This window comes from Paenibacillus sp. J22P218, assembly GCF_056269195.1.
Genome location: NZ_JBWDNL010000001.1, coordinates 92,865 through 114,774 on the forward strand (window position 1 = coordinate 92,865; position 21,910 = coordinate 114,774).

The following is a 21,910-nucleotide window of genomic DNA, read 5'->3' on the forward strand; positions in this document are numbered from 1 at the left end:
CAGACCGTGCAAGTGGGTCTGCTTTTTTTGTGTTTTATCAGATCTGACAAAGGATAGTTTATATTTTACAATTCGGAAACGTTACAGTATACTGTAACTAATACACTTTAGTGTAACGCGAGGATGGGGAGCATGGAGCAATATACAGCGAAGCAACTAACGGAAGTTTTGCAGCATGAGGACGCCGGGATGAATTTGCGAACGGTTCGGTATTATACGCAGATTGGCGTTATTCCGCCTTTGGAGACAGTCGGAAATAAGCGTGTTTACACGGACAATCATCTGCATTATTTTCGTGCGTTATTGACGCTCGCGAAGAGCGGGGAGACGCTAGCCAGTATTCAGGAGCAGTTGAAACAGCTGTCGATTGAGGAAGTCATTCGCATCGGAGAGAAGCTGCCGCTCTATCAGGCTGACCAGATGATGAGGCACGAGACTTATGTCATTAGCGAGGACGTCATTTTGTCGATCAGCTCCCGCACGTCGCCCGAGCTCAGGGGAAAAATCATTGAAGCTGTAACAGGATTGGTCGAAAGGGGAGACCAGGGGTGATCACGATACGTTCGGCGAAGTCCATGATTGAGCATGCGGATGGGATGAACCATCTGCTCGTGCGGTTCGGCCCGATTCGAAATGCTGCTACTGCTCGTATTGTGATTGAGCTGCCGCAAGGGATTAGCCGTAAAAGCAACTTATCTCGCTTCTATGAGAATGAAAAGGGTGAAATTGTCATTTACCGTCCCGATCGGGCAGATGAATTCATGATAGCCATCTTTACGGATGAGCCGATAAGCTGCGGAATCAAACCTATTGTAGTTACATTAATATACACGGATAAGAAAGGATTGGAGCAGCGCTTCGGTTACGAGTATACAATGGAGGTCGTCCTGGAGGAACGAATGGATGATGTGCACATCGATGAAGAGATAGTTGCCAAAGTGCTTGAACTGGGGATTTCTGTGTATGATGACATAGAAAGTGATGATCTAGCGGATGAGTCAGCGATTACGAAGCCGATTCCAATTGCGCCAGGGCCTTATTCTGATCTGGAGAAAAAGTATCGAATCGAGGGCCGATAAGGAGGAGATTGCCGTAATGAAGCATACGTACCCATCTTTTTTTGCCAATAACCAAGATGTTAGCCTTCATTATTATGATATCAGACCCACAGCTGATGTAGGTTTGCCGCTGGTCGTTTGTCCGGGACTGTCGGAAACGGCGGAAGAGTATTTGGAATTGTTGGAGACGGTCATGTCGGTTTCTCCGAGACGGTGCATCGCGTTATCCTTCCGAGGGAGAGGGAAAAGCGATACGCCAGACACTGGCTATGACTTGGATGAGCATATAAGCGATATAGAGGCAGTCGTAAAGCAGGCGCAGTTGGAAAGCTTTCATTTGCTAGGCTACTCCCGAGGGGTGTCGTACGCTCTTGGTTATGCGCTCAAGCATCAGGCACAAGTGAGTTCTCTGCTTATTGGGGATTATCCGCCAGAGCATCGGATGATGCCGCCTGAGTGGCCTAGCGCCTATATCAATGAGTATTTAATTCCTTTCGGCCGTACCGAGCATATTCGGGTCAAGGCCGTACAACGAATTCAGATAGAATCGACGCACCGCAACCTCGATGATCGGGTGAACATTCCCGTTTTAGTAGCGAGGGGATTAAAGGAAGACTCTATGATCCCTGACGGCGAGCTGGACCGTTACCTCAGAATGGCTGAGAATTTAACGGTTAGAGAGTATCCCGGATCTGGGCATGATTTGAAAGAGACGACTAGCGGCCGGTTTTATGCCGATATCGCTTTATTTTTGAATAATCTCGCATGACGCCTTTAGATGAGCGCCAATCCTATTGAATAAATGAACAAATTTCTAAATGGTATACAGCATGAGCCAAAATTCCGTTCCGTAGCTATCAAACGCAGCTAGCCTCCGGTATCCAGCCTTCGTATACAAAGCGATTGCCCTGCGGTTGAATGTCGCAACGCTGAGGCGCAGCCTCCGAGGATGAAACGTCTCCACCGTGTATTCGGTGATAGCTGCCAGGAAAGCTGAGCCTCGGCCTTGGCCGACGAGATCGGGCCGCAGCCCAATTCCAATATCGATGATGCCGACCCCGCCATACAGGCCGGCTATCTGTCCGCCGGGAACCTGCGCATGCGGTCCGAGGCAGAAGAAGCCGATCAGCTCGCCTTCGTCAGCCGTCTTTACCGAATAATAGCTGCCGTCCGTCAACTCCGTAATGACGTCTGGGCTATCGGCTATATCATAGAACGAGTACTCGCCATCGTATCTCCAATTACATATTTGTTCAGCTTCGGCATGCGCCAGCGGTTGTATGAGCATAACGCACACCCTCCTCGCTTCACGTTGGTTGGAACGTTATTATAAATCGTATGCTTCCATCCACAGTTTAAGAAACTTGAGCTTCCCGTCAAAATAACCGTCATCCTGCCACGCGCCCCACACCGCGCTATTGCCCGTATGCAGCCCAAGCAGCCATAGCTGCCTAACCGCCACGAATAACGGAATAGCGTCAAGATCGGCCTGACTCAGCGGACGTTCCGCGACATAGGCGCTCAGAAAAGCGTCCCAGCACTCGTCTCCGAATTTCTCGGGATCATGTCTGCCATGCACGAGATTCCATAGGTACACAGACAGGTCGTAAGCGCGCCAGCCTGCCCCGCAGCAATCGAAGTCGAAGTGCGTCAGGCTGCCGTCGACTTTCTCGTCATGGAACACATTCCAACCATGCAGGTCGCCATGGCATGCTCCCCAGTCGTTGTCGTTTAACGTCAGCCGGTTCATCCTATCCTTCAACCGGACTGCCGCTTCTTGGACGAATCGGACATCGTCGGGGCGGTGTTGAAGCTTGGGCAACAGATGTTCCAGCGGTTCATTGAGCAGATGGGCGCTGTCTAGCTGGAAGCGTTCATGGGACGGAACGAAGCCGTCCGCTGCACGATGAAGCTGAGCTGCCGCCCGGCCGTAGTGTACGCTCGTCTGAGCATTCGCTATCGCGATGCCCTCAGCGTAAGTGAACAGTACCGCGTAGCGCGTACCCTCTGAAGAGGCAATATAGGTAACGAGCTCGCCATCTTTCCGAGCAATGGGACGAGATAAAGGGATGCCTGCCCCTTGCAAATAAAGCAGCAGATCGAGCTCGTAACGAATCTCGGCTTCGCTCCGCCAATGTTTCTTATAGATTCTAAGCACGTAACGGCCTTCGTCCGTAACGACGTCGTAGGTATCGTTCAAGCCGTTCGAGACAAATCGGCTCGTGAGCGGACTGCCGATATCGTACTGCTCGGCAATGGCAGCGAACAAGGCTTCTTTCTGAAAAACGGTATGAATGGCTGCAACGGCAATCATAATCTTTGTCTTCCTCCTCGTACGTTTCTTTCGGTATGTTCTCATTCTAGCCGGGCCGGAAAACAAACGGGATATAAAAGATGATTATAATTATCTTTTCATACAGATACAGCTTTATAGGAGCAGCTTACGCAATTCGCTGAGCGTTGAAATGGATTGGTAGGGAGCTGTATCTGGATTCGAATCGAGCAACGGACGGTTATGGTTAATCCAAACGCCGCGAATGCCTATTTTCTGAGGAGCGGTAATCTCCCATTCGTAGTTGTCGCCTACCATCCACGCCGTGTGCGGCTCTTCTACGCCTAGCCGCTTCAAGACATTTTCGTAAGCGCGGGGATCAGGCTTGCCAATGCCTACTTCCTGCTCAATAAAAATATGATCGAACAGCGGTTCAAGGTTGAAGCGCTCGATTTTGTGCCGTTGCTCCGATGAGGTACCGTTCGTTAACAGCGCCAGCTTAATTCCTAATGTTCTAATATGCCGAATCGTTTCAATGGCATCCTCGTACAAGTAGATCGCTTCGTTTCGAACTAGTCCGTAATCCCGAGCGATTGCCCGTGAGACCGATGAACTGTAGCTGCTGATGAAGGACAACTTTTGCAGAGCCGCATCGATGATACGCGTTCTTGCAGCGGTGAGATCCATTCTGCCTTCTCGGTGCCTCTGCGGGTCGCTCCAATACCATTTGGCCTCCGTTTTAATCGCACTTACTAATGCCGGTATATTGCCCTTGTCATTGCTCTTCAGATGGATACCGCAAGCTTGGAACCAGCAGGCGTCAACGTCTACTCCATGCTCGAAGGCAATAATCGTATCATCCATATCCATCAAAATCGCTTCAGGCCGCATAATCATCTATAACACTCCTATCGTTAATCCGCGAGTCTGTCTGATTCCATTATAAGGTAGAACAGCCCAGCCGCAACGGGCAAGCTGCCTTCTTTTTTGGCCGAGCCACGCATATGAATGGATATAGAAGGCGGACAGGGTGAAGCGGGAGGAGGCCTTGCACTTGGCAAAATGGGGAAGGAGAGGCTGGCGGTTTCGTTCATTCGGCGGGGGCATGTGGACGGGGAGGCCAATTAGACGAGTGAAAACGGTAAGCTGGGGCGGCAGCAGGCCCAGCACGCAGCAGGCGAGCTCTTCAGGCGCGAAGTGGGGGTCGAGAACGGGGGCTAGCCGAGGAAAATGGGGCAAACGCACATCTTCTATTTCACTCGGATTCGGTGCGCGGAGCAGGAACAGCGGCGGCCCGCCTCCAGGCGCATGGGGCGGCCGTCCGGCTAGGCCGCGTATGCGACGGCGCAATTTTTGGCTCATTGCCCTTATTGTGATGACGTTGTTATCGATTCAATCGTTTGTATATATCGAACGGAACTTAAGGCCGCCGCTCATGAATATCGCGAAGATTCGGGTTAAGCAGGTTGCAACACAGGCAATCAACAAGGCGATTACCGATCAGGTGGCGAACCAGTCGGAATCAGAGAAGCTGATCGACTGGAAGATGAATAGCAACGGCAAAATATCCGGTTTCATTCTCAATTATGCCGAGCATATGAAGATCACTTCGCAGACCGTTTCCACCGTGGAGAACACGCTTAAGGATATGAAGGATATTCTAGAGCATATCCCGATCGGACATGCGCTGAACAGCGCGATTATATCGTCGTTCGGTCCGCGAGTACCGGTCAAGTTCGAGCCGGTCGGGGCGGCAAAGGTGGAGCTGAGCACGCGCGAGAAGGATGTCGCGATCAACATGGTATTGGTCGAGGTGTACATTCGCATTACGGCGGAGGTTACGATTATCATTCCATTCGATACGGAGCCTGAACTGGTAGAGACGGAGATTCCGATATCCTACTTGCTCGTCGTTGGTGATGTACCGATGTATTACTACGACAATACGGGCAAGCCTGTTGGCGAATCGGCGGGGCAGGCGCCGAATATATCGGTTCCGTTGTCTCCGGGCTCCGGCGTTACGACACAAGGCGAGAACGGCGAGAATAAGGATGACGGCGGCAATAATGCGAGCGGCAGCGGGGCGGAGGGCAATGAAGGCTCAGCAGGAAATGCATCAGGGGAGCATAGCAATAACGCTGGCAATGCTGGCAATACCGGCTCGGAGTGAAGCCGCTAATAATGAGGCCGCCCCAAAAGCCAATAGGCTGTTGGGGCGGCCTCTCCTTGTGTAGAATACTATCGTTTGGATCTTAAGCGCTGCCTCTCGGAAGCTTCCCAGCGGCGGAGCATCGGATAAGGGTCGAATGACCATTCGATAAGCCCTCGATCGCTGTATACGCCGTAATGCAGATGCGGCGGGAACTTGCCTTGCGTACCGGGCTTGCCATAGCCGGAGCTGCCGACCCAGCCGATCACTTGACCCGGCTGAACGATCGTGCCGGCCTCGACTGTCTTGTCATAGCCAGACAGATGGGCGTAGTAGTGATAGAAATTGCTTAAGTCCCGAATGCCGATTCGCCAACCGCCATACGGATTCCAGCCTTTAATCTCGACTACGCCATAGCAGGTGCTTCTAACGGGGACCCCGTGATTAGCGAAAATATCCGTCCCTTCATGGGTCCGCCTGCCGCCCCAGCTGCGTCCCGTACCCCAGGTGTCCTTATAACTGTAATTGGTGCCTATCGGCAGCGGGAAGGCATGCTCGAACAGATCGAGCTTGCCGAAATGCTCGTAAATGCGGGCAAACTGTTGAATGCGCTTGACTGCTCGGCCGTTCTGGTAATATTCCCATAACCCGATAGAGAAGTCCTCCTCCGTTGTGCCGAAGGCCGCGACCTTGCTGACAAGCGAGTAGAGAAGGTCGATATCGCTATTGCGCTCGACGATACCATTGCCGTCTCCGTCGCGTCCGATGCCGTTGAACCATTGGATCGATACGGGAGAGCTGTCGTCCATATCGGGATTTAGCGGCCCGGCCCATTGCTCCTGATCGATAAATATCCCTACCGTGCTGCCGAGCATTGGCCGTGCTTTTGGCTTCACCTTCGACATGGAGCGTTCATATTGGTCAATGGCTGCGAGCCAAAACCATGGAATTTGCGTAACGGTGCTTAGTTGATGGTATAAGCTTTTTCTTGCTGCGATCAAATCCGCTTCGGTTGCAGAAGATGTCGGCCTGGCGGCTTGCTCGGTTCGCTGCTGCTTGCTAGGCGAGGCCTGAGCGGATATACCGGGAACGGCAAGGAGCAGCGATGCGGCCGATAATGCTGCTTTCAGCAGAAAAGTCCTTTTCAAACGTCTCACCCTTTCCAAAAGCATGACGGAATAACGATATGTTTTGCAAATCATTGGTTTTTATCCGAAACGTGATATAATAAGCGGAGTGATTGTGGCCTTATACAACGAAAGTGAAAGCAGGTAATGCCGTATGAAACAACGTGAGAAATTACAAAAGCCTGATTGGCTTCGTATAAAGTTGGCGACAGACGGCAACTTTGCCGAGATTAAAGAAATGATGCGCGGCAAGACGCTGCATAGCGTATGCGAAGAAGCGCGTTGTCCGAATATTTATGAATGCTGGGCGAATCGAACGGCTACGTTCATGATTCTAGGCGATATTTGTACGCGTGCTTGCCGCTTCTGTGCGGTTAAGACCGGCCTGCCGACAGAACTAGATCTGCAAGAGCCGGACCGCGTAGCGGAAGCTGCCGAGCAGATGGGACTTCAGCATTGCGTTGTAACTTCGGTTGCCCGCGATGACCTTGCTGATGGCGGGGCTTCGATATTCGCGGCTACGATTCGCGCAATTCGCAAGCGGATGCCATTCTGCCGCGTTGAAGTGCTTATTCCCGATTTTATGGGCAACTGGGATGCTCTGCAGACCGTAATGGATGCGAATCCGGATATCCTGAACCATAACATCGAGACGGTGGAGCGCTTATCTAACCGAGTCCGTGCGAAAGCGAAGTATAGACGCTCGCTCGAGCTGCTTAAGAGAGCGAAGGAAATGAAGCCGAAGATACCGACGAAATCGAGCATTATGCTTGGCGTTGGCGAGGAATACGAAGAGATTTTGCAGGCGATGGATGATTTGCGCGCAGTCGATGTCAATATTTTGACGTTGGGTCAATATTTGCAGCCGACGCCTAATCACTTGCAAATCGTTCGTTACGTCCATCCGGACGAGTTCGCGAAGTTGAAGGAAGAAGGGCAAAAACGCGGTTTCCGTCACGTAGAATCCGGACCGCTCGTAAGAAGCTCTTATCATGCGCATGAACAGACGGACTCGGCTATTGCTGCGGATAAGATGGCAGTAGCAGGCTCTGGGAAGGAATAGTGTGAGGAAGTGTCTCTTGCTCCGGCGGAATGTAAGGGATGCGCAGAAGAGGTGGAGAAGATGGCTTTGATTCATATCGGCGGCAAATCATATGAGCTTGTTCATGAGAATAGAAACGGATGGAATCCAGAAGCCTTTCGTGATCGATACAGCGAGGTGTTGGAGCGGTATGACTTTATCGTGGGCGACTGGGGCTATAGTCAGCTAAGGCTGAAAGGCTTCTTCCGCGATTCCCACTCCAAGGCTACGAAGGACAGCCTCTACTCCGGTATGCCGGATTATATTAACGAATACTGCAACTTCGGCTGCGCTTACTTCATTCTGGAGAAGAAGGAGTCGAGCAAGAAGGAGCCGGGAGATTACGACTTCGATGCGGAAGAACTGAAGCCGCGGGTCGACGCGAGAACGTATCGGATGCCGGAGAGCGCGGGCCGCTCGGAAACGGGAACATTGGACGAAACGGCAGCAGGCAAGGAAGCTGCAGCACCGGCACAAGAACGTCATGAACGACAAGAGCGTTCTAACCGGGGAGCTCATCGCCACGACAATAGCTCCCGTGAGAATGGCCAACGCGACAACGGACATCGCAGCGGTGGCGGAAATGGACATCCCCGCGGGGAGAAGGGCGAGCAGCAGCCTCGCAAGCCTTACCGCGGCGGCAACGATCGGAACAAGAAGCATCCGCGTTCCGGTACAGCCGCAGGCGAAGCGGCGGCATCCGCAGAAGCGCCTTCGAACCAACGGCCAAATAAAGACGCCGGACGCTCCTAAAGGAGTGTCTCGGCGTCTTTTTTGTGTGATCGGTTCAATGTCTATTAACGCTCGCCGGAGTCTAAGAATGCTTCGCGTACCCGATTCCAGAACGTGAATGGACGATAACGGGCGAAGCTGACTTTGCGGCTCGCAACGGAACAACGGATCGAGATAATGTCGCTGCGCGTGATGCTTACATGGTCGATCGTCAGCTGGAGCTTCTGCTCCTTCTTCGATATGATATCGCAGTGATGATGCTGCGGGAGCATGACCGATGAGCCGAGCGTTCGATACACGCGATTGTTAATGGATGCAATCTCCGCGATTTGCAGCGATTCGATTGAAGGGTGAACAATAGCGCCGCCGACGCTCTTATTGTAAGCGGTACTGCCCGAAGGTGTAGAGATAACGATACCGTCGCCGCGGAACATCTCGAACATCTCGTCGTTAATGTTAATTTGTGCGACGAGCGTTCCATCGACGCCTTTGAGCGTGAATTCGTTCAACGATAAATAATAACTTGTTTCGGTCGGCGTTTCGAGTTGAATCTCCGCAAGCGGATAGCGAACAATTCGCGGTTGTTCCGCCGCCATCATGGCGACAAGCTCTTCAATCTCGTCTGCTTGCCAATCCGCATAGAAGCCCAAATGTCCGGTATGAACGCCAATAAAAGCGACATCGGCGATACGATCGACATATTTGTGGAAGGCATGCAGAAGCGTGCCGTCGCCTCCTATCGAGATGACGATCTCGGGTCTGTCGTCGCTGCGAACAAAATGTTTCTCCGCTGCAAGCTGATGAAATTTTTGAGCCAATGATTGCGATAAAGAATCGCCTCGATCAATAACCGCGTATTTCAAAGGTAAATCTCCTTCCGATCTGTTGCATACTTAAGATGATAAAGGAAATGTCGATCGAATTCAATGCGTGAGTGGGCTGGAAAATGGTCACTTTTTTATGCAGGTCCAAGCACATTCCATAGCAAGTAGACAAGTGCCATGGCCAAGACGCTGTGCAGCAGCCTGGCCAGCAGGAACGGTCGGTAACGCAGATCGGTTTTGCTAAGCAGACTGGCAACCTGCGCATGAACGGATAAGCCGCCCCATGACAGCACCCATGCAGCTATTGCAGCTTGATGAAGGAGCAGCGTGTTCGCTGTTCCGGCTGCGCGCGATCCTAGCGTCACCTCGAATATGCCGAATACGCCCGCATCCGCTAGCGGTGCCGGCAGGCCTGCTGCCGTTAATAGAAATCGGAAGGCCTCAGCCAGTGCTCCGACAAGTCCTGCCCGTGTCAGCATCTCCATGACGACAGAGAAGAAGACGACGAGACCTCCTACGACAATCATAAGCCGTAAAGCAGAGCCTACTGCATCCTGCAGCAATTGTCCAAGCCCCCGTCCGTCGAGCAGTCTAGCTTCATGCATAGCTTTCAGGGCGGTATACAGCCGCGATGGGTGCCGGTTGCTGCCATCTGCTCTGACGGCCGGCCGCCTTTCCGATGTCATTGGAGCATGACGGTCATGGAAACGCATCGTAAGTCCGATAAGCAGTCCGCTGCCGTAATGTGCAGCTGCAAGCAGCGGCGCCAAAGCGACATTGTGGAAGAAGCCGACGGCTACCGCGCCAATCAGGAAGACGGGATCGGACGTTGTAGTGAAGGCAACGAGCCGTTCGCCTTCGGAACGATTAATAAGGCGCTGTTCCCATAGCTGCGCGGTTAATCTCGCTCCTACCGGATAACCCGATATATAACCCATTGCGACGACGAATGCGCCGTTGCCAGGCAGTCGGAACAGCGGTCGCATAAGCGGATCAAGCAGCTTGCCGAAGAAATGGACAATGCCGAAGCCGAGCAGCAGTTCTGAGATGACGAAGAAAGGGAAGAGCGCTGGGAACAGCACCTCCCACCATATCGACAGTCCGCGCAGCGAGGATGTCAGTGTCTCAGCAGGAAATAGAGTCATTAGCAGGGCGACGCTTAATGCAGCGAACGCCGTTAACGATAAAGGATGAATGAAAGTGCGCAGCACGCTAGCCGCCTCCTTTGTATACGGTGAGAACAAGCATAGGAAAGACGACATGGACGAGTCGATTGATCCTCCTACACGTATATGCCGAAGGGTGGACATCCATCACTTACAGGGAGGGAAAATAAATTTTTTAACCACAAAGAAAACGTTTACATTTTGACGCTGAAATATGCTACAATAGAGCTACCTTTAAAAGCTTGGAGTGATGAGCATGAGTTATATCGCTGGCATCTTAGTCTGCGCGTTCGTCTATGTCATCCGAGAGTCGCTATCCTCACCTGGTGAAGAAGACTATTAAGGTATGTTTCGTTCTTATAATCATGAGTCCGCATATTACAATGCGGGCTTTTTTTCTATACGGTCATCTATAAATGTTATACTAAGCAATAGGAAATGATTTTTCTTTAAAATATAATTCAAAAGACCTACAATATGGAGCTGAAAATGACGATGAATAGGAATATAAGCCTTTATGAATTGATCGGCGGAGCAGGAAAGATCAGAGAAATGGTTGAGGCTTTCTACCCAAAGGTGCAAGCCCACCCTCTGCTCGGACCGCTGTTTCCGGCTGATATACATCCGGTGATGGACAAGCAATATATGTTTTTGACGCAATTTTTTGGAGGCCCCTCGCTTTACTCCGACGAATATGGACATCCGATGATGCGAGCTAGGCATTTGCCTTTTCCGATTACGCCTGAGCGCGCGGAAGCTTGGCTCGATTGCATGCGCAGAGCGCTTGCGGAGATTGGAGTAGAGGAGCAGTTGCAAGCGATCGTCATTGACAGGCTGTCCGGCCCGGCGCATCACTTTGTTAACACACTCGAAGAGGAGACGTGAGTTCAATGGAACCGCTCTATCAATCTAAGCTACAGTGTATTTGCTGTGAAACACCATTTGAGACATCAAGAGTGCGCCCGAGTTTCAAGAAAGCAATCGCTACAGACACTGATTTTTGCGGTTACTACAAAGCTGGCGTTAACCCTGATTTTTATGTTGTTCGCGTATGCCCGACCTGCGGCTTCGCTACGACGGAGAATGGTTTGGACAGGCTTAATGATGTTCAGAAGCGGAAGTATATGGAGGCGGCTGGAAGCCGGTGGGTACCCGTCAATTATGGCGGCGAGCGTACCGAGAAGGAAGCGATGGCTTCCTATAAGCTAGCGCTAATTAGCGCTCAGGCTGTCGGTGAGAAGGAACGTGTTATTGCCGGAATATTACACCATATCGCTTGGCTTTATCGATACGCGTCCAACAAAACGGAGGAACAGCGCTTTTTGCGTTTCGCGCTGCAATCCTATATCCGTGTGTATGAGGAAGAAGGCGCTTCGCTTAACAATGCGAGGCTGATGTACATAATCGGGGAGCTGCACCGTAGAATCGGTGAGCGGAATGATGCTGTACGATGGTTCTCGCGCGTAGTCAACGATAAGAAAATTGTAGATTCGGCAATGATTCGGGCAAGCCGTGAGCAATGGCAATTGATACGCGAGGAATCGATGCTGAGTGGCGAAGGCGAGATTACCGATTCCACTGAGCAAGTGAGCGGTGATGGCATAGCTTCATTCGCATAATAAATAATAAAGGCCGATCCCGGCGCAATCACTTTAGGTGATATGTCGAGGTCGGCCTTTATTTGTTTATTTGCGCCCGGGGAGCGCGCGATTAGCGAGCAAGTAATCACGATCAACGTCAACAACCGTGATTTGATTATGGCAGCATGGAAATACGAGCAGTCGCTTTTTGCCGTCTTGGATCAATGTAATCTCTTCAGGACGAAGCGGAAGCAGTACATTTTCTTCATTGCAGAATGGGCAATTGGTGACATAAATATCACCCATTATGATGTCATACGGCCATGTTCTCTCGAAAGGGACCATTAGCTGTTGCCGCTCTCGTCCGTTGACGGACCTTCCTGCTTCGCAAGCTCGGCGAGCTTTTGGAGCAAAATATGTTTGGGCATATGCATGAGATGCTCGATCGGCACGCCAAGCTGCTTGGATAACTTAACAGCCGTTTCGGCTGATATTTGCAAAGGTTTAGACATGTATGATTCCTCCATTCAATATTCATTCAGCATTCCGCAGGGCCTTCACCGTAGCGATAGCCGTTTACGCTTGAATCGCGAAACCCCTTGCCCTTTAACAAGGACCGCGATGCGGTTTCTTCTTAATCGGGATGTGGTAATATTAATATAAGTTATACACCGTCAGAGACATTTGCGCAAATAACGATGAGAGGATGATGGGCGTGGCAAAGCAATATCCGCTTACTTGGGAGCTTGATTCGATCTATGAGGGGGGCTCCGGATCGGCAGCCTTTATGCAAGAGCTTAAAGGAATGGAGGAAGATATGGAGAGGCTGGATGCCGAACTAGCTGGCAATGCGTTATTGGATGCCGATAAGCTGGCACAGCTGACCGATATTGTACAATCCGTTCTTCTGCGTCTGAGAGAGACGGATTCTTTCGTGGCATGCTTGATGGCTGCCAATATCCGAGATACAGCGGCTAATTCGCTTAACGACAAGGTGAAGACGCTGTCTGCCAAGCTGATCGGCGTGCTTACTCGATATGACAATATGCTAAGAGCTTACGGGGACAGCGAGTGGGCAGCGTTGCTCGAACATGAGAAGCTGGCAGAGATCGCATTCAACCTGCATGAGCGCCGAGAGCTTGCGAAGCAGAAAATGGCGCCTGAATTGGAGGCGCTGGCAGGAGATCTGTCCGTCGATGGTTATCATGGCTGGGGCGATTATTATAACTTAATCGTATCGAGAGCCAAGTTTAATGATGTTGGAGCAGACGGGGAGAGCCGGACGCTATCTGCTGGTCAGATGCATAATCGGCTGTCCGAAGGCGAACGAGCCGTTCGTCAGGCAGCTTTCACCGAATGGGAGCGCGTGTGGTCGGAGCAAGCAGATTTAAGCGCCGAGGTGCTGAACCGCATCTCCGGCTTCCGCTTGAAGCTTTATGATAAGCGCGGTTGGGCGTCTGTGCTGCAAGAGCCGCTTCAGATGAATCGGATGAGCGAGGCAACGCTAAAGGCGATGTGGACGGCGATACAGGACGGGAAACAGTCGCTCGTTCGCTATTTGGAGCGGAAAGCGAAGCTGCTAGGCGTAGAGAAGCTTGACTGGCATGACGTGGAGGCACCGCTTGGCGCTTCAGCGCGAATCGTTCCCTATGCGGAAGCGGCGGAGTTCATCGTTGAACAATTCCGCGGATTCAGCCCGGAGCTGGCCGATTTCTCGCAGGAGGCGTTCGCTAATGGCTGGATTGAAGCGGAGGATCGCCCAGGTAAGCGTCCAGGAGGCTTCTGCACCTCGTTTCCGAAGAGCGGACAGACGCGTATCTTCATGACGTATTCCGGTTCGGCATCGAATATATCGACATTAGCCCATGAGCTGGGTCATGCGTATCATCAGCATGTTATGAATGATTTGCCGCCTTTATCGCAAGAGTATGCAATGAATGTTGCGGAGACGGCATCGACATTCGCCGAGCTGATTGTGTCGGATAAGGCACTAAAGACGGCAACGGACGCCGATGAGAAACTTGGCTTGCTGGAGGATAAGATCCAGCGCTCGGTTGCCTTTTTTATGAACATACATGCACGCTTCTTGTTCGAGACCCGGTTCTATGAGCTGCGGAGAGAAGGACTTGTTTCTTCTGAACAGCTCAACAAGCTAATGGAAGATGCTCAGCGTGAGGCGTTCAGCGATATGCTGGGCGAGGCGCACCCTCATTTCTGGGCATCGAAGCTTCATTTTTACTTAACGGATGTGCCATTCTACAACTTCCCTTACACCTTTGGCTATTTGTTCAGCGCAGGCATCTATGCAAGAGCGCAGCAAGAAGGGCCCGCGTTTGCGGACAAATACGTCGCACTGCTGCGGGATACGGGCCGAATGACCGTCGAGGAGCTGGCCTCGGTTCATTTGGGCGTAAACCTTGAGGAGAGCAACTTCTGGAGTGAGGCGGTTGCTTTGACGGAGGAAGACGTACAATTATTCATTGATATGACCGAAAAATCGATAGAATCTAAATAGCTTATTACAAAAGAAAGCTGCCCTTATCGTAGTCGTTATGACGAGAAGGCAGCTTTTTGTACACTCAGAGATTCCAATGTTGTACATCATATGCGAATGTGATATATTAATTGGCGTATAATAACGAAATTATTAGTAAATATGAGTCATATAGTAGGAGGGAGTCCGATTCAGCTATCTTCGCGTCAATTGGAGTTAGTAGAGCTGGTAAAGAAGCATGCACCGATTACCGGTGAACAATTAGCCGAATATCTCGGTGTTAGCAGGCCAACGCTCCGTTCGGATTTGTCGCTGCTCGTTATGCTGGGACATTTGGACGCCAAACCTAAGGTTGGGTATTTCTTAGGCAATGCGTACCGGTCAAGCAACGAAGCGTTGCAGCAGTTAGGCAGCTTAAAGGTAAGAGAAATCCAAGGCGTACCGGTTAACGTGCCGGATTCGCTATCCGTGCATGATGCAGTCATCACGTTATTCACCGAGAATGCCGACACGCTTCTAGTCGTTAATGAGAACAAAGGTTTTGCGGGTATTGTTACGCCGAAGGATCTGCTCAAGATTACGCTTGGCAATGCGGGAGCTGCATCGATTCCCGTAAGTATGGTCATGACCCGTTACCCGAATATCGTAACGTTAATGCAAGATGATTCCGTGCTGGACGCGATACGCAAGATGTCGCTTCATCAGGTCGATTGCTTGCCAGTTATCATGCCTCGCGACGAACAAGCGCCTCATCCGGAGATTGTAGGATGGGTATCGAAGTCGAACATTATACGTCTGTTGGCCGACATTGCGGCGGCTCCGGATTTGGGGGAGCGGAATCTATGACACCAGTGACTCAGCAAATTATATACGTATGCTCAGATGCGGTTGGCGAGACGGCTGAAGCGGTAGCGAAAGCGACCCTCCGACAGTTTTCGTCAGAGCATGTGAAAATTAAGCGTTATGGACATTTGAAGTCGGAGGATGAGATCGTACGTATCGTATCGGAAGCGGCTGGGACTGGCGGATTCATCAGCTATACGCTCGTTCAGCCGGAGCTGCGGGAACTGATGAAGGAGGAATCGCTTAAGCAGGGCGTGCGCGCCGTCGATGTGATGGGGCCGATGATGCAAGCTTATGTCGATACCTTCGGAAGTTATCCGAAGCGTGAGCCAGGCCTGCTTCATTCGATAGACGATGCTTATCATCGAAGAATGGATGCGATCGAATTTGCAGTCAAATACGACGATGGCAAGGATGCGAGAGGCTTCGTACTGGCGCAGGTCGTGCTGATCGGCGTATCGAGAACGTCCAAGACACCGCTTAGCGTCTTTTTGTCGCACAAAGGAATTAAGACTGCGAATCTTCCGCTCATGCCGGAGGTTAACTTGCCTGAGGAATTAAAGCCTGCGCCCGGTCGCTTAATCGTTGGTCTGACCATGCAGCCTGAGCATTTGCTAGGGATTAGAACGGAGCGCCTTAAGACGCTGGGACTCCCATCTTCGGCGCAATATGCGTCACAGGAGCGCATTATCGAGGAGCTGAAATACGCTGAGGATGTTATGAAATCGCTCAATTGTCCGATTATCGACGTCACAAACCGTGCAATTGAGGAAACGGCAGGTATCATTATTGAATGGCTTTACCGATAAATGGCTATACCGATAGAGATGGAGGGATCTGTATGGATAGAACGTTTGTAATGGTTAAGCCCGATGGGTTTGCGAGAGGTCTTGTCGGACGCATTGTTGCCAGATTCGAGGAAAAGGGTTTTAAGCTGGTTGACGCGAGGGTAATGCAAATAAGCAGGGAACTTGCCGAGCGGCATTACGAGCACCTGAAAGCGAAGCCTTTCTTCGACGAGCTAGTCGATTTCATCATCTCCGGACCTGTGTTCGCCATGATATGGGAAGGCAAGGATGCGATCAAAAACGCAAGGTCGTTGATCGGCGCGACGAATCCGTCCGATGCCCTTTCAGGGACGATTCGCGGCGACTTTGCCATCGATGTGGCGAGCAACATTATTCATGGTTCGGATTCGGATGAGAACGCGGATCGGGAAATCAAGCTATTTTTCCAATAAGGATGAAGCAGTAGCAAGAGATATCCCGGAATATGCGCTTCAAAGATTCCAAAAAGATAGACTGCTAGTGTTGACGAGTGGCAGGGGGATATGGTAAATTTTAACCAAAGTTAATAAGAGCAACCGCGGAAGCACCGTATATGACGCTAGAAATAGCGTTTTATACGGTGCTTTTTTGCGTTTGTTTTTCTCAACTGAAGAGGAGGTGTGCAGCCATGAAACGATATCAGCTTGCTGTAGCGGCGAAGGAGGAGGAATACGTTAAACGGCTGGCGGAATATGTTCGCGAGAGCCCGATCGGCCAGCAATGGCAATTGATCGCCTTCACAAATGCGCTAGCGCTGAAGGAGCATATCGAGAAAGGGTATTCGATGGACCTGCTTGCCGTACAGCCGGGATTGTATACAGAACTGAAAGTCGGCATCGATGCTGCAAGACTGGAACGAATTGCGACCGTTGCACTCGTCTCGAAGCGCGGAGAGAGCGGGGGTCAGCAGAAGGAGTTGCTGCAATATCAGCCGTTGCCTGCACTGCTGCAAGGCTTGTTCGATATGCACGCGGGGGCAGGTACCGCTGGGTACTCATCTCCCGTTGGCACTGGGCTCGCTTCGGAAGTGGGCGCGAAGGTCGTAACGGTGTATTCATCTTCCGGGGGCACAGGGAAGACCGCGCTTGCTCTTCATCTGACAAATGCTGCGGGATCGCAGCAGTACCGAACATTTTATCTGAACTTGGAGCGGTGGCATTCATTGGGTGGATGGCTCGGGCATGCGAATCACACAGGTACTCAGCTTGGCATGTCAGAGCTATTGTACAAGTTGAAATCCGAACCGGAGCAAGCAGGCAAATGGTTGCTTGAGCATCGCAAGCGCCATTCGTTGCTGAAGGGAGACTACCTCGCTTCATGCACGAACGCGGAGGATCGAATGACGCTTGGCGCGGAAGATGCGGCTGGATTGCTTGCTCTGATTAAGCAGTCAGGACAATATGATCTCATCATTGTCGATCTGGACGACGGTCTGGACGAGCTTCACATGAAGCTGCTGGAAAATTCCGATCAGATATTGTGGCTCGTATGCGACGATGAGGGTGTTCTTGCGAAGCAGCGGCTGGCCTACCGCTATGGGGAGCAGAAGTGGGGACCGCGGTTTCAACGCATGGCTCAGAAGGTCCAACTGATTCATAATCGCGCGAAGATGAATGCGTTGCCGCCGACTGTCAATCGGGACGGCATACCGTATATGCCAATTTCATTGCCCGATGCGATGGAATGGAATAACTATAGCGCGACATCAGCTAAGCTCCTATCATCGCCATCATACAGAGCTGCAGCAGGAAGGCTGATGAATTATATGCTGAGAGGCGGAGAGCAGCATGCCGTTAACGGATGAAGTGGTGCTGTCGCTCCGCAACAGCGTTCGAGCCAAGATTGATTTCAACGGCACATTGTCTGATGAAAGTTTAATGCGAATTGCTGAAGATACGGTATTCGAGTGGTGCACGCGAAATCCGCTTACGGCAAATGAGAAAGTACAGCTTGTGCGCAGGCTGTTCCATTCCTTCCGAGGGCTGGATATTTTGCAGCCGTTAATGGAGGACGCTTCCGTGACGGAGATCATGATTAACTATCATGCAGAGATTTTTATCGAGCGTCATGGGAGGGTGACATTGTATCCCGTAGCATTCGAGAGCAGGGAGCGGCTCGAGGATCTGATTCAAGCCGTAGTTGCAAGCGTGAACCGAGTCGTGAACGAATCTTCGCCAATCGTTGATGCTAGGCTTAAGGACGGCTCGCGGGTACATGTCGTGCTTCCTCCTGTCGCGCTCAAAGGACCATGCATGACGATCCGGAAGTTTCCTGAGCAGCCGTTAACGATGAACCAGCTGATCTCTTACGGCTCATTGTCAGCGGAAGCTGCAAGTTTTCTAGAGGAGATTATTGCATCGCAATACAACATTTTCATAAGCGGCGGAACAGGTACTGGGAAGACGACCTTCCTTAATGCGTTGTCGCAATTCATACCGAGCGACGAGCGAATTGTGACGATTGAGGATTCGGCTGAGCTGCAGATTCGGACCTTGCCCAATCTCGTGTCGCTCGAAACGCGCAATGCGAATACGGAGGGCAAAGGAGAGGTAACGATTCGCGATCTGATTCGCGCTTCGCTGCGGATGAGGCCGAACCGCATTATCGTTGGCGAGGTGCGCGGCGGTGAAGCTTTGGATATGCTGCAAGCACTCAATACCGGCCACAGCGGATCAATGTCAACCGGGCACTCGAATGGAGCGAAGGATATGATTGCGAGGCTGGAAACGATGGTATTAAGTGCAGCGGATATGCCTGTACAGGTCGTTAGGCAGCAAATATCGTCTGCGATCGATATTGTCGTTCATCTGTCGCGCTTTCGGGATCGAACGAGGAAGGTGACGGAAATATGCGAGATTCGAGGAATGGAGGGCGGCGAGGTGCAGTTGAATTCGCTGTTTCGTTTCCAAGAGGACGGGGAGAAAGAGGGCAAAGTGATCGGTGAGCTGCGTCCGACAGGCAATACTCTGCTGCATACGGACAAGCTTGTTATGGCGGGACGGCGGCAGAGAAGCGGGGAGGCTGTATAGACATGAGCGAACATCCGATACGCGGTTTGCTGTATTGGTGTGGATGGGAGAATCAAGTTCAAGCGACGACTGCTAGGCAATCAACCCTCCCCGATTATCGGCAATATAAGCTGACCCATGGGCAATTTGCTATCGCTGCTCTTGCTGGGGCGCTAGCGCTGTTGGGGGCTGTTTATCTGTTTTACCACTCCGTCATCATTGCCGCTATGTTCTCCTTCGCAGGTGTCATAGCACCTAGGTATTGGAGAGCAGGGCTCTTGCAGCAACGGAAAGATAGGCTGAAGCTGCAATTTAAAGAGGCGTTATTCTCGCTTGTCTCTTCGCTTGCTGCCGGACGCTCGATCGAAAATGCGTTTGTATCGACGCTGGATGACTTAAGGCTGCTGTATCCCGATCCACGTACCGAGCTGCTGATTGAATTCCAAATTATTAGCAATCGGTTGGATCATGCCGAGCCGCTGGAACAAGCGCTCCGAAGCTTCGCGGAGCGGGCAGGAATCGACGAGATTACGCAATTCGCCGATGCGCTTGCTGCATGCAAGAGGTCGGGCGGAGATCTGATCGAGGTGATGAAGCGCACATCGGCGATTATCGGCGAGAAGCTGGAGACAGAACAGGAAATAGCGGTAATGGTCGCTCAGAAGCGGTTCGAAGGCAAGATTATGATGGCTGTGCCTTTCGTTTTTTTAGGATTTCTCAGCTTTGCCGCACCTGACTACATGGCTCCTTTGTACAGCGGGCTCGGTTACTTGCTCTTGACTGCGGCACTCGTATTGCTGCTCTTCTGCTTCTGGATTATGAACAAAATGATGGATATTCGAATGTAGGAGGATGGGGCTGAGGTTCGGAGTGGATGTTCTAATTGCCGTTGTTTTAACTGGAGTATGGCTTTATATGGTAGGTGCAACCGGACTGCGTTCTGTTTGGCTGGGCCTCAAATCAAGCAACGCAGCTTTACGGAAGCATGGACCTAGCTTTCAAAGTCTTATCCTGACAGAACCATTCGTTCGAATGTTGGAGCGTCTTCGTCTGTTCGATACGATGCAGCTACAGATGGGCAGCTACCATATGAAGCTGGTCATTTTGAACGGCGCTGACTGGACGATCGAGCGAACGAAGACAGCCGCAGGAGGTGCTGTATCCATCGGATATGCGGCATTAACGGCTTGTGCTTGGCTTAGCTCATTATCCGGTGAGCGCGTACTGATGTTGATGGGTATCATCTTCGGCGTCGTACTGCCGCTTCGCCAATTCGTTGATGCGGGACGCAAGGTAGAGCGCCGCAAGCAGGAGATTATCGCCGAGCTGCCTGACATGTTAAGCAAGTTGATGCTGCTTGTAGGGGCAGGAGAGACCGTGCAGCACGCTCTGGCAAGATGCCTGGATGGAAAGGAAGCAGGGAAGCATCCGCTGTATATCGAGTGGGGACATGCGGTAACTGCGCTTCGCAATGGCCATTCCTTCAGTTCGGCCGTGGAGCGGTTCAACAGGAGATGCGCCGTGCAAGAAGTATCGGTATTCACAACGGTGCTGCTTCTTAACTATAGGCGCGGAGGAGAGCACTTCGTACTTGCCTTGCGAGAGTTGTCCTACACGCTTTGGGAGAAAAGAAAGGCGGTCGCAAGATCGCGTGGCGAGGAGGCATCCTCTAAGCTCGTATTTCCGCTGGTCGGAATTTTGTTCGTGTTAATGATTTTAGTCGCTGCGCCGGCTGTTCTATTAATGTCTTAACAACAAACGATGAATGAGAGGGAGATGTACGATGAGAAGAATGAAACATACGGTCCGCAAGTTTTGGAAATCAGAGGAGGGTCTTGGAACGCTTGAAATTATATTGATCATTGCAGTCGTTATCATTATTGCTTTGCTGTTCAAAGATTGGATTATTGAACTAATCGAGCGGCTGATGGGTAAAGCGGATGACCAAGCAGATCAAATCTTCTCTTAAGCGAAGCAAGGTTCGTTCCCTGTTAGCCAAGCCCGCGGCAAACATAGCTCGAAGCGAGAGCGGCAGCTTCACGCTAGAATCGTCCATCGTGATGCCGATGCTGCTCGCAGCTATTATGTTGTTCATCGTATTCGGTATGTATATCTACCAGAAGGTTGTCATTTATTACGCCGCCTCCTCAACAGCAGAGAGAGCCGCCTTTGCTTGGGATAATAGCCATCGCGATACAAGGAGCGGCATGCTCCTGAAGCCTGAATATGACGGCTTGTATTGGAGAATCGGAGACAATCAAATGCTGCAAAGCTTGTTCGGTTTAGCCCGGGGAGGAGGCGGCGCCCTAGTGGAGTTGTCAGACAGTCAAGATGATGCTGGCGCTATTCAGGCTAGCAGTTTGCCGGAGCGCAAGCTGATGCAAGCATCCGCTTGGCTGCGTGACGAAGAGCTTCATTACAAGGGGGAGCTTTCGTTCGACCATGGAATATTGCAGAACGAAGTATTAGTAAAGCTGAAGCAGCCGCTCAATCTATCATCCGATGTTCGGCAAGACGGCTGGTTAGGCAGAGAACCGAAGACCGTTGCTGCAGCTATTGTGGTCGATCCCGTCGAGTTCATTCGCAATGTCGATCTCGTCCGTTATTATACGAGCCGGTTTCAGAATCGAAGCGGAGGTCCGGCGATATCGAAGACGAAAGCTGCTGAGGCGCTTGCTCCCTATCAAGATGCTGCCGTAGGAGCAGCTCCATGAAGTCCGTCTCAAGGACAACAAGGAGCGGAAACGGG

At 51.4% G+C, this 21,910-nt stretch carries 26 protein-coding genes; 18 read left to right on the forward strand and 8 right to left on the reverse strand.

The features are described from left to right. Positions 1–132 precede the first annotated feature (132 nt). From AC0YN0_RS00460 to AC0YN0_RS00470, 3 genes are read left to right on the forward strand one after another with little or no spacing between them, the layout of a single operon-like run. A complete protein-coding gene (locus AC0YN0_RS00460; RefSeq protein WP_475819532.1) occupies positions 133–552 on the forward strand; it encodes a MerR family transcriptional regulator in 420 nt (139 codons plus the stop codon). After that, positions 549–1,079, forward strand: coding sequence for a hypothetical protein (locus AC0YN0_RS00465; protein ID WP_475819533.1), 531 nt, complete (start codon positions 549–551; stop codon positions 1,077–1,079). The genes AC0YN0_RS00460 and AC0YN0_RS00465 overlap by 4 nt, the downstream gene beginning before the upstream one ends. 16 nt (positions 1,080–1,095) lie before the next feature. Then, a complete protein-coding gene (locus AC0YN0_RS00470; RefSeq protein WP_475819534.1) occupies positions 1,096–1,827 on the forward strand; it encodes an alpha/beta fold hydrolase in 732 nt (243 codons plus the stop codon). 45 nt (positions 1,828–1,872) lie between these two features. Here the strand turns inward: AC0YN0_RS00470 and AC0YN0_RS00475 are convergent, their stop codons facing one another. From AC0YN0_RS00475 to AC0YN0_RS00485, 3 genes are all read right to left on the reverse strand, one after another. Beyond that, positions 1,873–2,346 carry a GNAT family N-acetyltransferase gene (locus tag AC0YN0_RS00475; protein ID WP_475819535.1) on the reverse strand — a complete coding sequence of 158 codons (474 nt, stop codon included), beginning with the start codon at positions 2,344–2,346 and terminating at the stop codon, positions 1,873–1,875. A 39-nt stretch (positions 2,347–2,385) separates the two neighbouring features. Further along, complete coding sequence (locus AC0YN0_RS00480; RefSeq protein ID WP_475819536.1) at positions 2,386–3,372, reverse strand: phosphotransferase enzyme family protein; 987 nt, start codon at positions 3,370–3,372, stop codon at positions 2,386–2,388. Positions 3,373–3,486: 114 nt separating this feature from the next. Further along, on the reverse strand, positions 3,487–4,227 hold the full coding sequence (locus AC0YN0_RS00485) for an HAD family hydrolase (protein WP_475819537.1): 741 nt from the start codon (positions 4,225–4,227) through the stop codon (positions 3,487–3,489). Between the two features lie 157 nt (positions 4,228–4,384). On the opposite strand from AC0YN0_RS00485, the gene yunB reads away from it, so the two are divergent. Further along, positions 4,385–5,500: a sporulation protein YunB gene (yunB, locus tag AC0YN0_RS00490; RefSeq protein ID WP_475819538.1), complete on the forward strand. Its 1,116-nt coding sequence runs from the start codon at positions 4,385–4,387 to the stop codon at positions 5,498–5,500. A gap of 68 nt (positions 5,501–5,568) precedes the next feature. On the opposite strand, the gene AC0YN0_RS00495 is transcribed toward yunB, so the two are convergent. Beyond that, positions 5,569–6,651, reverse strand: coding sequence for a M23 family metallopeptidase (locus tag AC0YN0_RS00495; protein WP_475820869.1), 1,083 nt, complete (start codon positions 6,649–6,651; stop codon positions 5,569–5,571). A 109-nt stretch (positions 6,652–6,760) separates the two neighbouring features. Here AC0YN0_RS00495 and lipA point away from each other — a divergent pair, with 109 nt between their 5' ends. Together lipA and AC0YN0_RS00505 are read left to right on the forward strand one after the other, a co-directional pair. Beyond that, positions 6,761–7,669, forward strand: a complete 909-nt coding sequence (gene lipA / locus AC0YN0_RS00500) for a lipoyl synthase (RefSeq protein WP_442048069.1) — start codon at positions 6,761–6,763, stop codon at positions 7,667–7,669. 60 nt (positions 7,670–7,729) lie between these two features. Further along, entirely contained in the window at positions 7,730–8,440 is a 711-nt protein-coding gene (locus tag AC0YN0_RS00505) for a YutD family protein (RefSeq protein WP_475819539.1), read from the forward strand. Between the two features lie 44 nt (positions 8,441–8,484). Here AC0YN0_RS00505 and AC0YN0_RS00510 read toward each other — a convergent pair whose 3' ends face one another. Further along, the gene (locus AC0YN0_RS00510; protein ID WP_442048067.1) at positions 8,485–9,282 is read right to left on the reverse strand and encodes an NAD kinase; all 798 of its coding nucleotides are present in this window, start codon (positions 9,280–9,282) and stop codon (positions 8,485–8,487) included. 95 nt (positions 9,283–9,377) lie between these two features. Then, positions 9,378–10,454, reverse strand: coding sequence for a sporulation integral membrane protein YlbJ (gene ylbJ / locus AC0YN0_RS00515; RefSeq protein WP_475819540.1), 1,077 nt, complete (start codon positions 10,452–10,454; stop codon positions 9,378–9,380). Positions 10,455–10,904: 450 nt separating this feature from the next. On the opposite strand from ylbJ, the gene AC0YN0_RS00520 reads away from it, so the two are divergent. Together AC0YN0_RS00520 and AC0YN0_RS00525 are read left to right on the forward strand one after the other, a co-directional pair. Further along, positions 10,905–11,294, forward strand: a complete 390-nt coding sequence (locus tag AC0YN0_RS00520; protein WP_337102840.1) for a globin domain-containing protein — start codon at positions 10,905–10,907, stop codon at positions 11,292–11,294. Positions 11,295–11,299: 5 nt separating this feature from the next. Continuing rightward, the gene (locus AC0YN0_RS00525; protein ID WP_442048064.1) at positions 11,300–12,028 is read left to right on the forward strand and encodes a DUF2225 domain-containing protein; all 729 of its coding nucleotides are present in this window, start codon (positions 11,300–11,302) and stop codon (positions 12,026–12,028) included. A 66-nt stretch (positions 12,029–12,094) separates the two neighbouring features. Here AC0YN0_RS00525 and AC0YN0_RS00530 read toward each other — a convergent pair whose 3' ends face one another. Together AC0YN0_RS00530 and AC0YN0_RS00535 are read right to left on the reverse strand one after the other, a co-directional pair. Further along, positions 12,095–12,334, reverse strand: coding sequence for a hypothetical protein (locus AC0YN0_RS00530; protein WP_442048063.1), 240 nt, complete (start codon positions 12,332–12,334; stop codon positions 12,095–12,097). Continuing rightward, a complete protein-coding gene (locus AC0YN0_RS00535; RefSeq protein ID WP_442048062.1) occupies positions 12,334–12,501 on the reverse strand; it encodes a YycC family protein in 168 nt (55 codons plus the stop codon). The genes AC0YN0_RS00530 and AC0YN0_RS00535 overlap by 1 nt, the downstream gene beginning before the upstream one ends. 203 nt (positions 12,502–12,704) lie before the next feature. Here AC0YN0_RS00535 and AC0YN0_RS00540 point away from each other — a divergent pair, with 203 nt between their 5' ends. The 10 genes from AC0YN0_RS00540 (at position 12,705) to AC0YN0_RS00585 (ending at position 21,875) form a co-directional block, all read left to right on the forward strand. Continuing rightward, positions 12,705–14,504: a M3 family oligoendopeptidase gene (locus AC0YN0_RS00540; protein WP_475819541.1), complete on the forward strand. Its 1,800-nt coding sequence runs from the start codon at positions 12,705–12,707 to the stop codon at positions 14,502–14,504. A gap of 141 nt (positions 14,505–14,645) precedes the next feature. Continuing rightward, positions 14,646–15,329 (forward strand): helix-turn-helix transcriptional regulator, encoded by a 684-nt coding sequence (locus AC0YN0_RS00545; protein WP_475819542.1) that lies wholly within the window; start codon positions 14,646–14,648, stop codon positions 15,327–15,329. Next, positions 15,326–16,135 carry a pyruvate, water dikinase regulatory protein gene (locus AC0YN0_RS00550; protein ID WP_475819543.1) on the forward strand — a complete coding sequence of 270 codons (810 nt, stop codon included), beginning with the start codon at positions 15,326–15,328 and terminating at the stop codon, positions 16,133–16,135. Before AC0YN0_RS00545 ends, AC0YN0_RS00550 begins: the two co-directional genes overlap by 4 nt. Positions 16,136–16,167: 32 nt before the next feature. Then, positions 16,168–16,566 (forward strand): nucleoside-diphosphate kinase, encoded by a 399-nt coding sequence (gene ndk, locus AC0YN0_RS00555; protein ID WP_475819544.1) that lies wholly within the window; start codon positions 16,168–16,170, stop codon positions 16,564–16,566. Positions 16,567–16,781: 215 nt separating this feature from the next. Then, a complete protein-coding gene (locus tag AC0YN0_RS00560; RefSeq protein ID WP_475819545.1) occupies positions 16,782–17,957 on the forward strand; it encodes a P-loop NTPase family protein in 1,176 nt (391 codons plus the stop codon). After that, positions 17,941–19,182, forward strand: coding sequence for a CpaF family protein (locus tag AC0YN0_RS00565; RefSeq protein WP_475819546.1), 1,242 nt, complete (start codon positions 17,941–17,943; stop codon positions 19,180–19,182). Before AC0YN0_RS00560 ends, AC0YN0_RS00565 begins: the two co-directional genes overlap by 17 nt. A 2-nt stretch (positions 19,183–19,184) precedes the next feature. Continuing rightward, entirely contained in the window at positions 19,185–20,009 is an 825-nt protein-coding gene (locus tag AC0YN0_RS00570; protein WP_475819547.1) for a type II secretion system F family protein, read from the forward strand. A 4-nt stretch (positions 20,010–20,013) separates the two neighbouring features. Next, positions 20,014–20,913, forward strand: coding sequence for a type II secretion system F family protein (locus tag AC0YN0_RS00575; protein ID WP_475819548.1), 900 nt, complete (start codon positions 20,014–20,016; stop codon positions 20,911–20,913). Positions 20,914–20,944: 31 nt separating this feature from the next. After that, a complete protein-coding gene (locus AC0YN0_RS00580; protein WP_475819549.1) occupies positions 20,945–21,130 on the forward strand; it encodes a Flp1 family type IVb pilin in 186 nt (61 codons plus the stop codon). Beyond that, the gene (locus tag AC0YN0_RS00585; protein WP_475819550.1) at positions 21,102–21,875 is read left to right on the forward strand and encodes a TadE/TadG family type IV pilus assembly protein; all 774 of its coding nucleotides are present in this window, start codon (positions 21,102–21,104) and stop codon (positions 21,873–21,875) included. The genes AC0YN0_RS00580 and AC0YN0_RS00585 overlap by 29 nt, the downstream gene beginning before the upstream one ends. Positions 21,876–21,910 lie beyond the last annotated feature (35 nt).

Bases quoted from the DNA above. Each gene is read 5' to 3' on its own strand.
- AC0YN0_RS00460 (WP_475819532.1), top strand. From the start codon at position 133: ATGGAGCAATATACAGCGAAGCAACTAACGGAAGTTTTGCAGCATGAG.
- AC0YN0_RS00470 (WP_475819534.1), top strand. From the start codon at position 1,096: ATGAAGCATACGTACCCATCTTTTTTTGCCAATAACCAAGATGTTAGC.
- AC0YN0_RS00475 (WP_475819535.1), bottom strand. From the start codon at position 2,346: ATGCTCATACAACCGCTGGCGCATGCCGAAGCTGAACAAATATGTAAT.
- AC0YN0_RS00480 (WP_475819536.1), bottom strand. From the start codon at position 3,372: ATGATTGCCGTTGCAGCCATTCATACCGTTTTTCAGAAAGAAGCCTTG.
- AC0YN0_RS00485 (WP_475819537.1), bottom strand. From the start codon at position 4,227: ATGATTATGCGGCCTGAAGCGATTTTGATGGATATGGATGATACGATT.
- AC0YN0_RS00495 (WP_475820869.1), bottom strand. From the start codon at position 6,651: ATGCTTTTGGAAAGGGTGAGACGTTTGAAAAGGACTTTTCTGCTGAAA.
- lipA (WP_442048069.1), top strand. From the start codon at position 6,761: ATGAAACAACGTGAGAAATTACAAAAGCCTGATTGGCTTCGTATAAAG.
- AC0YN0_RS00505 (WP_475819539.1), top strand. From the start codon at position 7,730: ATGGCTTTGATTCATATCGGCGGCAAATCATATGAGCTTGTTCATGAG.
- AC0YN0_RS00520 (WP_337102840.1), top strand. From the start codon at position 10,905: ATGAATAGGAATATAAGCCTTTATGAATTGATCGGCGGAGCAGGAAAG.
- AC0YN0_RS00525 (WP_442048064.1), top strand. From the start codon at position 11,300: ATGGAACCGCTCTATCAATCTAAGCTACAGTGTATTTGCTGTGAAACA.
- AC0YN0_RS00530 (WP_442048063.1), bottom strand. From the start codon at position 12,334: ATGGTCCCTTTCGAGAGAACATGGCCGTATGACATCATAATGGGTGAT.
- AC0YN0_RS00535 (WP_442048062.1), bottom strand. From the start codon at position 12,501: ATGTCTAAACCTTTGCAAATATCAGCCGAAACGGCTGTTAAGTTATCC.
- AC0YN0_RS00545 (WP_475819542.1), top strand. From the start codon at position 14,646: ATGAGTCATATAGTAGGAGGGAGTCCGATTCAGCTATCTTCGCGTCAA.
- AC0YN0_RS00550 (WP_475819543.1), top strand. From the start codon at position 15,326: ATGACACCAGTGACTCAGCAAATTATATACGTATGCTCAGATGCGGTT.
- ndk (WP_475819544.1), top strand. From the start codon at position 16,168: ATGGATAGAACGTTTGTAATGGTTAAGCCCGATGGGTTTGCGAGAGGT.
- AC0YN0_RS00560 (WP_475819545.1), top strand. From the start codon at position 16,782: ATGAAACGATATCAGCTTGCTGTAGCGGCGAAGGAGGAGGAATACGTT.
- AC0YN0_RS00565 (WP_475819546.1), top strand. From the start codon at position 17,941: ATGCCGTTAACGGATGAAGTGGTGCTGTCGCTCCGCAACAGCGTTCGA.
- AC0YN0_RS00570 (WP_475819547.1), top strand. From the start codon at position 19,185: ATGAGCGAACATCCGATACGCGGTTTGCTGTATTGGTGTGGATGGGAG.
- AC0YN0_RS00575 (WP_475819548.1), top strand. From the start codon at position 20,014: ATGGGGCTGAGGTTCGGAGTGGATGTTCTAATTGCCGTTGTTTTAACT.
- AC0YN0_RS00580 (WP_475819549.1), top strand. From the start codon at position 20,945: ATGAGAAGAATGAAACATACGGTCCGCAAGTTTTGGAAATCAGAGGAG.
- AC0YN0_RS00585 (WP_475819550.1), top strand. From the start codon at position 21,102: ATGACCAAGCAGATCAAATCTTCTCTTAAGCGAAGCAAGGTTCGTTCC.